Raw genomic sequence first — 12,843 nt, forward strand, 5'->3', positions numbered from 1 at the left:
TCACACCCTTATCAGATTTCCATAATGATGGGGAGAATCATTGGGCGGCGCTTTGTTTTTTCATAAAGGAATGGGCCGAGTGTGTCCGTAATTTCGTTTTTGATTTCGGACCACTGGGTCGTCTTTCGCTCCATAATTTTGTTTAAATGCTTGGCTATCAAAGCCTGCGCATCGTTGATCAGATCACCGGATTCCCTCATATAAACGAATCCGCGTGAAATTAGGTCAGGGCCAGAAGCAATCTTGAATTCCTTCATATTGATGCTGACGACGACAACGACAAGGCCTTCTTCGGATAGAATCCTCCTGTCGCGAAGGACGATGTTCCCGATGTCGCCAACCCCGCTTCCATCAATGTAGACGGAGCCGGAAGGGATTTTGCCGGCGATTTGCGCGCTGTCCTCTGAAAGGGCGAGGACTTCGCCGTTGTCCATAATAAAACAGTTTTCTTCAGGTACACCGCAATCGACGGCAAGCTTTGAATGCATCCGTTGCATTCTGTACTCGCCATGGATTGGCATGAAGAACTTCGGCTTGATAAGCCTCAGCATTAGCTTTTGCTCTTCCTGGCCTCCGTGGCCGGATGTATGGATATTGCTCAGCTTTCCATGAATGACATCGGCGCCAGCGCGGAACAGCATATTGATTGTCCTGCTAACACTGATCGTGTTCCCCGGTATCGGGGAGGAAGAGAATACAACAGTGTCACCAGGTATTATTTGAATTTGGCGGTGTGTGCCGTTTGCAATCCTCGAAAGGGCCGCCATCGGTTCACCCTGGCTGCCAGTACAAAGTATGGTCACCTGGTTAGCCGGGAGCCTGTTGATTTGCTGGGCGTCAATAAAGGTTTCTTTCGGAGCGCGGATATAGCCCAGCTCCTGGCCAATATTAATGGCCGCCTCCATGCTCCGTCCGAAGACAGCGACCTTCCTGCCACTTGTGACCGCCGCTTCAACGACCTGCTGAAGCCTGTGGATATTGGAAGCGAATGTGGCGAAAATGATCCTTCCATCCACTTTCCTGAAAATATCATCAATGCTGTCGCCAACACGGCGCTCTGACATCGTGAAATCAGGGATTTCGCTATTTGTGCTATCCGATAAAAGGCAAAGGACGCCTTCTTTTCCGATTTCCGCCATCTTCGTCAAATTGGCCGGCTCGCCTACTGGCGTAAAATCAAACTTGAAATCCCCAGTGTGGACAACTTGTCCATTCGGGGTTTTTACAACAATGCCATAGGAATCAGGGATGCTGTGAGTTGTACGGAAGAAAGTAACCGATGTTTTCCGGAACTTGATGATATCATCTTCCTTTATTTCAATCAGTTTCGCTGTCCTAAGAAGTCCATGCTCTTCCAATTTGTTTTTTATCAGCCCAAGGGCAAGCTTTCCGCCATAAATCGGTATATTCACTTCCCTTAATAAATAGGGAATCCCGCCAATATGGTCCTCATGTCCATGAGTAACAAAAAGCCCTTTGATTTTTTCGACATTTTTTACAAGGTAGGAATAATCCGGAATGACATAATCAATTCCAAGAAGTTCGTCCTCCGGAAATTTGATTCCGGCATCAATAACGATGATTTCATCCTGAAATTGGACTGCATACGTATTTTTCCCGATTTCGCCAAGGCCGCCAAGGGCGAAAACAGCGGTTTGGTCATTTTTAACGAATTTCATAAATTATCATATCTCCAATACATTAAAATCTTCATTTTGTTTTTCATATTCCAGGAAGGCGCCTTTGACTTCTTGGACATACTCAATATTATATCCGCGGTCGCCAAGTTTTTTCCTGACATCCCTTTCGGACTCTCCCTCGGTGTAAAGGGATTTGGTATTTTCCCTTACTGGCACTTCGTTGAGGCGCTCCTGGTAGTATACTTTGAATAACATGATATCTCGCTCCTATCTCCACAATTGCATTGTCTATTATAAATCCCCAGGCCCGAGTTCCCTTCCTGTGCCGGACGCCGGGGGAAACGCTAACATTATCCCATTATGCTGCTGTTATTCAATTTACAATAAGGAAGGAGCCCTTCGCAAGTTTGAAGGGCTCAAAACATTAGGCAATGGATTTTTTTCGTAATAAATCTCTCCACTGTTTTAAAAGCTTTTTTCGTAGCTTCTTTAACATAGTGGATCATCTCCTTACCCTTATTTTATACCATCCTTGTCCAAAGTAAAGCAGCCAGGTGAATTATTGGGCGTATTTTTCTTGTTTTTGGACGTGAAACGAATAAAATCGTCCTTCTGGTTACTACTAGTATATGTCTGTTGGTTCAATTTCTTCATGGTTAATCATGGAATTGGCAATTGTTTGCAAATTGACAAAATATTTTTAAAAGATTAATGTTTTTACTATTGAAAGAGGTCAGGGGGAATTAGGTTGGGCAGGCTTTATGCTTCGTTGATTGGATTGGGTATAATATGGGGAACTTCATTTCTGTTCATCAAGATTCTTTTAAAAACGCTGGATCCAGCAGAAGTGGTATTCGGCCGGACATTCTTTGGGGCCGCTATGCTCTTAGTCATTGCTTTTGCGGCGAAAAAATCAATGCGGAATTTCAGGAAGCTTCCCCATGCAAAACTTATTGGGATCGCCCTTGCAAATAATATTTTGCCCTGGCTGCTTATATCCGCAGGGGAGACAAAAATAACATCAAGCCTTGCTTCAATCATTAATGCTACTACCCCTATCTGGACCTTGTTAATCGGATTTTTATTTTTTTCGGCTAGGCTTCGGAAAAACCAGTGGGCCGGTGCTTTTATTGGGTTCTGCGGAATTTTCATTCTATCCGATTTCGGGTCGGAGGCCTTTGGGAGGAGCAATTTGGCCGGCATCCTGATGATGAGCGGGGCCGCTCTTTGCTATGGCATTGGATCACAGCTAACGAAGAAATTTGCCAATGATATTCCCATATTTGAACTGTCACTTTATACACTTGCTTTTTCTTCGGCGGCAAGCTTTATCGCCATGCTTGCAACGGGGCTGCCCGAGCCGTCGGTTTTCTTCAGCCTGGCCAACATTGGGGCGTTTTTGGGACTTGGCGCGATAGGATCCGGAATCGCGTATCTTATTTATTATTTTCTCGTGCAAAAAGGAAGTCCGGAATTTGCCGCGCTAGTTACATACCTTGCTCCGGTTTTCGCAATCATTTGGGGTGCGTTCCTTCTGGAGGAGCAAATCCATTTATCGATGCTTGCTGGACTTGGTTTAATTTTCTTTGGTGTTTTTATCTCTTCATTAAAGAAAAAAGCACTCTCAGCTATCCGGGCCATTCATGGGGATAATTAGGACGAGGAAAATGGTTTTATACCTATTTTCCAATTATTGAGGATTTTCAGCGTAAAAACGGCTGCCCATTAAAATTGGGCAGCCGTTTTATTACCTTTCAATCGCGATTGCATTTTCGATTGGTTTGTACGGGTCTTCCTTATTGATATGGTCATAGAACATAATGCCATTCAAATGGTCGATTTCATGCTGGAAGACAACGGAAGTTAGCCCTTTCAAGCGGAGCTTTACTTCATTTCCCTCCGAATCGTATCCTTTCACGGTAATGCGTGCGTAACGGGGGACATATCCCGGGTAAGGCTCATCAACAGAAAGGCACCCTTCACCTGAAGTAAGGTATGCCAGTTCCACGGAATGGCTGGCGATCTTTGGGTTAAAAAGCGCGTGGCTGTGCAAATTCCCTTTCTCGTCATGCACATGCACCGCAATCATCCTTTTTTGCACATTTATTTGCGGGGCTGCCAGGCCTATGCCTGGGCGAAGTCCGTATTTTTCAGCAATCTCGCTGTTCTGGCTATTTATAACATATTCCAGGAGGCTCGCAAGAATTTGCTTGTCTTCTTCAGATGGCGGCATCGGAACTTGAGAGGCGGTTTTTCTTAAAGTTGGATGACCGTCGCGAATAATATCGTCCATAGTTATCATTTTAGTCCACTCCTGTAAAACAGTACATTTATTCAACCCTCCAATAGGGAAGAAGTATGCCATTAGTCTATCAGACAATCGGCGAAAAGTTAATTACATGGAATTATCTTTTCGGTATGAAGGAGATTTAGCGCAAAGTAAAGAAAGGCGGTAAGGGAAATAAGCGGCAACAAAAAGAAGAGGCGGGCACCTCTTCTTGACTAACATTATAGCCAGGCAGAGCCGACGATAATCAATAGGATAAACAGCACGACAATCAAGGCAAAACCTCTGCCCCATCCGCAAAATCCACCATATCCGACAAATCCAGGATAGCCATATCCATAACCGTACATAAGCGAACCTCCTCAGTATCATGTTTGCCAGCCCTATTAATCGGGCGACTATTACAGCCTATGTTAGCCAGCTCTGGATAGTTTGGGCCAGTGCCCAGTCATAAATGACGATTGTCAAGAATAAACTTTAATCGGCTGGACAAGCTTTGCTGCCAAATAAAGTTGTCAAATACATGAACTCTCGATATAGTTGAATTGTTAAGAAAAGGAGTGATTGATTTTGCTATTTTCTCCAATAAATAGAATACTATTCCTTTTGGCTGGAGCCGTTCTGGTGCTTTCAGGCTGCCTCGGAAAGGAGTCGCCTGAAACCGAGCTGTACGAAGTGCTGGAGAAAGCGGTCAAGGCGGAAAAACAGTTTGAAGCACAGCAAGATCCGCTCATTGAGCTTGAAACAAAAGAAAAAGCGATTTTTGATAAGATCATGGGTCTTGGCTTGAAGGAATACAGCCAAATATCCACTCTTTCCGACGAGGCATTGGAGATTGTCGAAAAGAGAAAGGAACATATAGCCCTTGAGCGCCAGAGCCTGGAGGAATCCCGGAAACAATTCGAAGAAGCCTTAACGATTCTCAAGGAAATCAAAAAGCCGGAGCTGAAGGAAAAGGCCCAATTGCTATATAAAACGATGAAAGACCGATATGAAACACATGAAATGCTTTATAAGGAATACATGAATGCGCTTGATGGCGACCGTCAACTGTATACATCCTTGAAAGCCAAGGATGTGTCTTTGGAAAATCTGGAGGGCCAGGTTAACACCCTTAATGAATATTACAAAGAGATCCTTGAGGCGAATGAAAGGTTTAATGAATTGACCGAAAAATATAACAAGGAAAAGCTCGACTTTTACGAATTAGCCGGGCTGATCGGCGAGGAATCCTAACTGGAGCAGGCAGAAGATGCCTGCTTTTTCTTTTATTTTTGGGCGAACGGGTTCCTTGGAAGTTTTATTGGAGATATTTGGATATAACAGAACTGATACAGATGAATAAAAAACATTAGTACAGATATACCCTTTTTATGGATATTTTCTAATATTTGTATAGTGAAAAATTTATAGGTCATGTTTATTGACGGTTTGGAAGAGAATGGTGTACACTCGATTTGCAGGGGGAGTTGTATTAATTTAATGGGGTTTACAACTGGTACAGTCTAAAAACCAGTACGGTGGAAATTTGGGTTTCCCGAAGCCGTGCTTGTGGAAAACTATATAGATATGGCCAGTCGATATTGGTAAAACTGGTGTTTCAGGCGTGCTTTAATCGAAAAATTACAATCTTATAGGGAGAGCATTTAGCCGCTTTTATGGGCAATATAAGTGAGTATTTGTATCCCATTAAAACAGAAACCCCGAGTGTGTTTAATGTAAGAGACAAAATTTGTGAAAAAGAAAGGAATGGTGACCAAATGGCTTCTAAGACAAAGAACGCCCAAATCGATGCGAAAAAGACGCTCGATGCTGTTGAGCAGCAATTTGAAACGCTCCAGATTTTAAATGAAGAAGGCAAGGTCGTTAACGAAGCGGCAATGCCTGAATTAAGTGACGAACAGCTTCAGGAATTAATGAGCAGGATGGTGTACACACGAATCCTTGACCAGCGCTGCATTTCCCTCAACCGACAGGGCCGCCTTGGGTTCTATGCGCCTACAGCCGGCCAGGAGGCTTCCCAGTTGGCTTCTCAATACGCGCTGGAAAAGGATGATTTCATTTTGCCGGGATACCGTGATGTTCCTCAGCTTATTTGGCAGGGGCTTCCACTTTACCAGGCATTCCTTTTCTCCAGGGGCCACTATCAGGGTAACCAAATCCCTGAAGGAGTAAATGTTCTGTCCCCGCAAATCATTATTGGCGCGCAGTATATTCAGGCCGCGGGAGTTGCGCTTGGATTGAAGAAAAATGGTTCTAAATCTGTGGCAATTACCTACACAGGCGACGGCGGTGCCTCACAAGGCGATTTCTATGAAGGCATTAACTTTGCGGGAGCGTTCAAGGCCCCGGCCATTTTTGTTGTCCAGAACAATCGCTTTGCGATTTCGACGCCAGTAGAAAAGCAATCCGCGGCAAAGACAATCGCACAAAAAGCGGTTGCCGCCGGTATTCCTGGTATCCAGGTTGATGGTATGGATCCGCTTGCGGTTTATAAAGCGGTCAGTGACGCCCGTGAACGCGCGGTAAATGGCGAAGGGCCAACATTAATTGAAACATTGACATACCGTTACGGCCCGCATACGATGGCCGGGGATGATCCGACACGCTACAGGACGGCTGACCTTGACAACGAGTGGGAAAAGAAGGATCCGCTTGTCCGTTTCAGGAAATACCTTGAAAGCAAGGGGCTTTGGAACGAAGAAAAAGAAAATGAAGTGATCGAAAGGGCAAAAGAGGAAATTAAAGAGGCAATCAAGAAGGCCGACGCCGCTCCAAAACAAAAGGTAACCGACCTAATGTCGATAATGTATGAAGAAATGCCTTTCCACTTAAAGGAACAATATGAAATTTACAAAGCAAAGGAGTCGAAGTAATCATGGCTCAAATGACGATGATCCAGGCAATCACGGATGCCTTGCGCATAGAACTTCGCAATAACGAGAAGACTTTGGTATTCGGGGAGGACGTTGGTGTAAACGGTGGTGTTTTCCGTGCAACCGAAGGCCTCCAAAAGGAATTTGGCGAAGAACGCGTATTTGATACGCCGCTTGCCGAATCCGGCATCGGCGGCTTGTCAATCGGCCTTTCCCTGACAGGTTACCGCCCAATCCCCGAAATCCAGTTTTTCGGATTTGTTTTCGAGGTGATGGACTCCATCGCGGGCCAGATGTCAAGGATGCGCTACCGTTCCGGGGGACGCTACAATATGCCGATTACGGTCAGGTCTCCATTTGGCGGAGGGGTACATACTCCGGAACTTCACTCCGACAGCCTTGAAGGGCTAATGATGCAGACGCCGGGACTTAAGGTTGTTGTTCCATCGACTCCATACGATGCCAAGGGGCTGCTGATCTCTTCGATTCGCGATAACGATCCGGTTATTTTCCTTGAACACTTAAAGCTTTATCGTGCTTTCCGTGAGGAGGTTCCAGAGGAAGAATACACTATTCCACTGGGAAAAGCGGATATTAAAAGGGAAGGCAAAGATTTGACCATCATTACGTATGGCGCGATGGTCCATGAATCACTCAAAGCCGCGGAGGAACTTGAAAAAGATGGACATTCCGTGGAAGTACTTGATCTTCGAACCCTAATGCCATTGGATATTGAAGCTATTGTTGCTTCTGTTGAAAAAACCGGGCGCGCTATCGTTGTCCAGGAAGCCCAAAGGCAGGCAGGAGCGGCAAATCATGTTGTCCGTGAAATCATGGAACGGTCAGTACTGAGCCTTGAGGCGCCAGTTCTTACTGTTGCGGCTGCGGATACAGTTTATCCGTTCTCTCAGGCTGAAAACGTATGGCTGCCGAATTACAAGGATGTCATTGAAACAGCCAGGAAAGTACTTACGTTCTAATTGGACAAGTGCCGCCCATGCAAGGAATTTTCAAGCCAGAAGATATTCAAGTAACACTAGGAGGATGAGGCATAGTGTCATTCCAATTTAAAATGCCTGATATAGGTGAAGGAATCCACGAAGGCGAAATAGTCAAATGGTTCATTAAGCCAGGCGATAAAGTACAGGAAGACGATGTTCTATGTGAAGTGCAAAATGATAAAGCTGTAGTAGAGATCCCTTCCCCAGTAGAAGGAACCGTCGAGGAAATACTGGTTGGTGAAGGCACAGTGGCGACTGTTGGCCAGGTGCTTGTTACGTTTGATGCGCCAGGCTATGAAAACCTTCAATTCAAAGGCGATAGCCATGAGGATGAAGAACCTGCAAACGAGAAAACAGAATCCCAAGTTCAATCAACTCTTGAGTCGGGCCAGCAGATTAAAAAGGAAGAAGCACAAGTTCCGGCATCTGAAGGAGCCACTGGAGCGGGGGCTGCTGCTGCAAATGCAGCGCCAAAAGTCGATGTTGACCCAAACCGAAGAGTCATAGCGATGCCTTCGGTGAGGAAGTATGCTCGGGAAAAAGGAGTCGATATCCGCCAAGTTTCAGGCTCAGGCAACAATGGCAGGGTGCTTAAAGGCGATATCGATGCATTCTTGAGCGGAGGTCAGGCAGCTCCGAAAGACGAGGCTCAAACAGCTGTCAATGAAACTGTTCCGGCAGCGGAAGAGGCGAAGCAGGCTCCTGCTCCAATTCCGCAGGGCCAATATCCTGAAACACGCGAGAAGATGAGCGGAATTCGCCGCGCGATCGCCAAGGCGATGGTGAATTCCAAGCATACCGCTCCACACGTTACCCTTTTGGACGAGGTGGACGTGGCAAGCCTTGTCGCCCACCGCAAGAAATTCAAAGAGGTTGCGGCTGAGAAGGGTATTAAGCTTACCTTCCTTCCATACGTCGTCAAGGCGCTTACAAGCGCGCTAAGAGAGTATCCTGCATTGAATACTTCTGTAGACGATGAGGCGGGGGAAATCATTCAAAAGCATTATTACAACATTGGGATCGCCGCTGATACAGATAAAGGCCTGCTTGTCCCTGTTGTAAAGGATGCGGACAGGAAATCGGTATTCGCCATTTCCAATGAAATAAACGAGCTTGCTACCAAAGCAAGGAGCGGAAAGCTTGCCCCGGATGAAATGAAGGGCGGATCCTGCACAATCACCAATATCGGTTCTGCGGGAGGACAATGGTTTACGCCTGTCATCAACCATCCGGAAGTTGCCATCCTTGGAATTGGCCGCATCTCGGAAAAAGCAATCGTAAAAAATGGGGAAATCATTGCCGCGCCAGTTCTCGCACTTTCCTTAAGCTTTGACCACCGGGTTATTGATGGCGCAACCGCTCAGAATTTCATGAACCACATCAAGAGGTTGTTGAACGATCCGGAACTCTTGTTAATGGAGGCGTAATAAAATGGTAGTAGGAGATTTTCCAATAGAAACAGATACAATCGTTATCGGGGCAGGACCCGGCGGGTATGTGGCGGCAATCAGGGCCGCCCAGCTCGGCCAAAAAGTGACCATCGTTGAGCGAGGAACATTGGGAGGGGTCTGCCTGAATGTCGGCTGTATTCCTTCCAAAGCCCTCATAGCAGCGGGCCACAGGTACGAATCGGCAACCCATTCCAGTGACATTGGAATTAACGCCGAGAACGTCACAGTCGATTTTTCCAAGGTCCAGGAGTGGAAAGCGGGAGTCGTCAAAAAACTTACAGGCGGCGTCGAGGGCCTCTTAAAAGGAAACAAGGTCAATATCGTCCGCGGTGAGGCGTATTTTGTAGATGCGAATACCTTAAGGGTAATGGATGAAAATTCCGCCCAAACATATACTTTCAACAATGCAATCATCGCGACAGGCTCACGTCCGATTGAATTGCCTGCCTTCAAATATTCCAAACGCGTCCTTGATTCAACAGGGGCCCTTGCCCTGAAGGAAATTCCGGAAAGCATCGTTGTAATTGGCGGAGGCTATATCGGAACAGAACTTGGAGGAGCATACGCAAGCTTTGGAACAAAGGTGACCATTCTTGAGGGTGCTGACGAAATCCTCAATGGCTTTGAAAAACAGATGTCCTCACTCGTAAAACGCAACCTTAAGAAAAAGGGTGCTGAAATTGTTACGAAAGCCCTGGCAAAAGGTGTTCAGGAATCCGGGGATTCTGTAAAAGTCACTTATGAAGTAAAAGGCGAGGAAAAAACAGTCGAAGCCGATTATGTTTTCGTTATGGTTGGGCGCCGCCCAAATACCGATGAACTTGGCCTCGAACAAGTGGGAATCGAATTGACTGACAGGGGTATTGTAAAGGTGGATAAGCAATGCCGGACCAACATCGGCAATATTTATGCCATTGGCGATATCGTACCAGGCCCTCCTTTGGCACATAAGGCATCCTATGAAGGAAAGATTGCTGCGGAAGCCATTGCGGGCCATCCGGCTGAAATCGATTATCTTGCCATCCCGGCAGTTGTGTTCTCGGATCCCGAGCTGGCATCCGTTGGTTACACTGAAGCACAGGCTAAAGAAGAAGGCATTGAGGTGATAGCCGCCAAGTTCCCGTTTGCCGCTAATGGCAGGGCATTGGCGCTCAACCAGACAGATGGCTTCATGAAGCTTGTAACTCGCAAGGAAGACGGCCTAGTTATTGGGGCGCAAATCGCCGGCCCGAGCGCATCTGATATGATTGCCGAACTCGGCTTGGCAATTGAAACCGGCATGACTGCCGAAGACTTGGCCATGACAATCCATGCCCATCCAACACTTGGGGAAATCACCATGGAAGCGGCGGAAGTTGCAATCGGAAGCCCAATTCACATCGTAAAATAAGTAACAGTTGCTAAAACAATAAAGCCCTTCCCGCATCGGGAAGGGCTTTAATCCATTTTAAAGTTCTTTCCATCCAAAGCTTTGGAAACCGGCTGGATAATTTTCTCTTTGGTTGTAATGCCGTGAATTCGGACCATTACCTTTTCCTTATATAGGACAATCAGGGCTGGACCCGATTTTATATCAAATTCGTCATAGTATTTTTTTTCTTCTTTGCTCGAAAGGACCATCAGGTTTTCCATTTCATCCGGAAAATCTTTTTTTAGTTCTATCAAGGCATCGTAATAGGCGGCTTCCCGCTTATATTGCTTTTCGTCTGAAAAGAAAATAACCTGCTTCGAGTTTTTGTCCACTGATAGCCTTGCCTGCTCCCCTTTGCCGCAGGATGATGTAATGAATAGTGAGAAAAGAATTAGATAAACAGGAAAACCTTTCATAACATTTGCCCCCATTATTTCGTCAATGATTCCTGCAGTTGGCAATACACGGCATCAACCACATTTTATCATACGGATAGCGGCTACTTTTCCTTGTCATGCAAATGTTACAGAATTGAAAAATATCAAGGGGAGGCCTGGCATATACTTCAGTAAATGGCCAGGTTTTTCCTGGGTTGGTCAGGCGGTGAAAGGGATGAAGGTGTATGTTTTGTTCCTAATCCAGTTTATTATTTGGAGCGGATATACATTAACGGAATGGCTATCGAAACACGACCATCCTTTATATAATGGTCTCATGTTTTTGGTGTTTTTTTATCTTGCAGTGGTTATCGGTGAAAATTTTATCCAATCGCAAAGAAAGGTTCTATTTATTACTGCATTCAGCCTTGGACTGTACGCATCCTTCCACATTGTCCTATCCTATTTTCACTTTCCTCCTATTTTGCAAAAATAGAAGCTTGCTAAAATAACGAAGCATCCCTCGATGGGATGCTTGCTGATTTATTTCCTCGGATTGTAATACATGATTCTTCCATTAAATAGATGAAGCTCAGCCTGAAATTTTTTGGCCAGGAATTTGCAGAATTCATTTGCTTTCCCTTTGTCTCCCGCAGTCGCTCCGTCAGGCAAAGTTATCTGGACATAGGGTTGGATCGCCGGGGTTCCCTCATCAGTCTCCACAGCTTCCTTTCCGACTGCTACCGCTATCGCCCGGTACCTGTCGGGGTCTGTGGAATTGAGGTAAAACCAGTCTCCCTTGCCTTCAGGTGTTTCCTTTATTTCGTATGGAAACGCGCTTTCGTCATAATTCCAGCCAACCTGTGTGCCTGTTTTGGAAGTGATTTCCTTGTAATAAGTGAACAGTTTCTTTAATTCATCAAGTGTAACAGATTGTTTTGCAGATGAAGGCACAAGTTTAATAAAAGCGTTTTCAGCCATCACCATTCCCCCCCTGATCCATTTTTCTGTACAACCCCATTGTAGCATTGACTAAATTCGATAAACAACCGCCAAATAGTGAAGCAGGCCTTTTGTTTGTAATTTAGAAAAATTTGAATTATAATAATATTCTAATAAATGTAAGGAGGAGTGTTATGGATCAATTCGAAAAGTTATATGATGAACACGAGAATGTAAAGGTTCGTTTCACTGGATTTACTACTGAAAATGCGCGTTATGATTTTGGAGTTGTCTATTCCTCCTTGTTTTTCGGAAAGCCTCTAGTCGTTTGTATGCAAACCGGCCGATCAACTCTCCTCGAACCTAAAGACCTGGATGACGTAGAGCATTTGCAGCATGTTTTTCGGATTAGTGATGAAGGACAGGCAAATGAACTGGTCGAATTCTTTTCGGAAATCCTTCCGTCCGTTCCCTTTACCACCCAATATGAATGAGCATGGCAGGCCATCCAATGGCCTGTTTTTACATTTTTCGAAGATTGATGGTGATAATTGCCGTTAAAAAGGTTAATAATGACATACAATATCGGTTGATATTCTAAAAAGGTTATATTATTATATAGTTAAACCTTATTAAGCGCTTACATTTCATATTTTTAAAGGGAGCTGATCAACATGGGAACGATTGTATGCCAAACTTGCAATTCGACGATTGATCATTTCGAAGATGAAAAAGTAACTGTCCTTTACTCTAAATGTACTTGTGATAAATGCCATTCCATCCAGGATGAAAATCTTTAAAATTCTCTGGTGAAAAGCCTGAGACAGGACCGCGGCAACTATATTTTCAAAACAAAAA

General features: G+C 45.1%; 14 protein-coding genes. 8 read left to right on the forward strand and 6 right to left on the reverse strand.

The window, feature by feature from the left end; all coding sequences use genetic code 11:
* Window positions 1–11: 11 nt before the first annotated feature.
* Both rnjA and DRW41_RS02285 read right to left on the reverse strand, forming a co-directional pair.
* A complete protein-coding gene (gene rnjA / locus DRW41_RS02280) occupies window positions 12–1,679 on the reverse strand; it encodes a ribonuclease J1 (protein ID WP_115450336.1) in 1,668 nt (555 codons plus the stop codon).
* A gap of 6 nt (window positions 1,680–1,685) precedes the next feature.
* Window positions 1,686–1,895 carry a DNA-dependent RNA polymerase subunit epsilon gene (locus DRW41_RS02285; protein WP_115450337.1) on the reverse strand — a complete coding sequence of 70 codons (210 nt, stop codon included), beginning with the start codon at window positions 1,893–1,895 and terminating at the stop codon, window positions 1,686–1,688.
* 493 nt (window positions 1,896–2,388) lie between these two features.
* Here DRW41_RS02285 and DRW41_RS02290 point away from each other — a divergent pair, with 493 nt between their 5' ends.
* A complete protein-coding gene (locus DRW41_RS02290) occupies window positions 2,389–3,297 on the forward strand; it encodes a DMT family transporter (protein WP_115450338.1) in 909 nt (302 codons plus the stop codon).
* A 90-nt stretch (window positions 3,298–3,387) separates the two neighbouring features.
* Here DRW41_RS02290 and def read toward each other — a convergent pair whose 3' ends face one another.
* Entirely contained in the window at window positions 3,388–3,942 is a 555-nt protein-coding gene (gene def / locus DRW41_RS02295; RefSeq protein ID WP_115450339.1) for a peptide deformylase, read from the reverse strand.
* 206 nt (window positions 3,943–4,148) lie between these two features.
* Entirely contained in the window at window positions 4,149–4,277 is a 129-nt protein-coding gene (locus tag DRW41_RS02300) for a YjcZ family sporulation protein (protein WP_115450340.1), read from the reverse strand.
* 220 nt (window positions 4,278–4,497) lie between these two features.
* On the opposite strand from DRW41_RS02300, the gene DRW41_RS02305 reads away from it, so the two are divergent.
* From DRW41_RS02305 to lpdA, 5 genes are all read left to right on the forward strand, one after another.
* Window positions 4,498–5,163 (forward strand): YkyA family protein, encoded by a 666-nt coding sequence (locus DRW41_RS02305; RefSeq protein ID WP_181884385.1) that lies wholly within the window; start codon window positions 4,498–4,500, stop codon window positions 5,161–5,163.
* Between the two features lie 524 nt (window positions 5,164–5,687).
* Complete coding sequence (gene pdhA / locus DRW41_RS02310; RefSeq protein ID WP_115450881.1) at window positions 5,688–6,803, forward strand: pyruvate dehydrogenase (acetyl-transferring) E1 component subunit alpha; 1,116 nt, start codon at window positions 5,688–5,690, stop codon at window positions 6,801–6,803.
* A 2-nt stretch (window positions 6,804–6,805) separates the two neighbouring features.
* On the forward strand, window positions 6,806–7,783 hold the full coding sequence (locus tag DRW41_RS02315) for an alpha-ketoacid dehydrogenase subunit beta (RefSeq protein ID WP_115450342.1): 978 nt from the start codon (window positions 6,806–6,808) through the stop codon (window positions 7,781–7,783).
* A gap of 74 nt (window positions 7,784–7,857) precedes the next feature.
* Entirely contained in the window at window positions 7,858–9,231 is a 1,374-nt protein-coding gene (locus tag DRW41_RS02320) for a dihydrolipoamide acetyltransferase family protein (protein ID WP_115450343.1), read from the forward strand.
* A 4-nt stretch (window positions 9,232–9,235) separates the two neighbouring features.
* Complete coding sequence (gene lpdA, locus DRW41_RS02325; protein ID WP_115450344.1) at window positions 9,236–10,645, forward strand: dihydrolipoyl dehydrogenase; 1,410 nt, start codon at window positions 9,236–9,238, stop codon at window positions 10,643–10,645.
* 47 nt (window positions 10,646–10,692) lie between these two features.
* Here the strand turns inward: lpdA and DRW41_RS02330 are convergent, their stop codons facing one another.
* Complete coding sequence (locus DRW41_RS02330) at window positions 10,693–11,082, reverse strand: small peptidoglycan-associated lipoprotein (protein ID WP_115450345.1); 390 nt, start codon at window positions 11,080–11,082, stop codon at window positions 10,693–10,695.
* A gap of 504 nt (window positions 11,083–11,586) precedes the next feature.
* Window positions 11,587–12,024 carry a DUF1885 family protein gene (locus DRW41_RS02340; protein ID WP_115450346.1) on the reverse strand — a complete coding sequence of 146 codons (438 nt, stop codon included), beginning with the start codon at window positions 12,022–12,024 and terminating at the stop codon, window positions 11,587–11,589.
* Between the two features lie 155 nt (window positions 12,025–12,179).
* On the opposite strand from DRW41_RS02340, the gene DRW41_RS02345 reads away from it, so the two are divergent.
* Together DRW41_RS02345 and DRW41_RS02350 are read left to right on the forward strand one after the other, a co-directional pair.
* The gene (locus DRW41_RS02345; protein WP_115450347.1) at window positions 12,180–12,479 is read left to right on the forward strand and encodes a DUF3055 domain-containing protein; all 300 of its coding nucleotides are present in this window, start codon (window positions 12,180–12,182) and stop codon (window positions 12,477–12,479) included.
* Between the two features lie 180 nt (window positions 12,480–12,659).
* Window positions 12,660–12,785, forward strand: coding sequence for a GapA-binding peptide SR1P (locus DRW41_RS02350; protein WP_115450348.1), 126 nt, complete (start codon window positions 12,660–12,662; stop codon window positions 12,783–12,785).
* Window positions 12,786–12,843: the final 58 nt, after the last annotated feature.

Source organism: Neobacillus piezotolerans, assembly GCF_003362805.1.
GTDB lineage: Bacteria > Bacillota > Bacilli > Bacillales > Cytobacillaceae > Bacillus_D > Bacillus_D piezotolerans.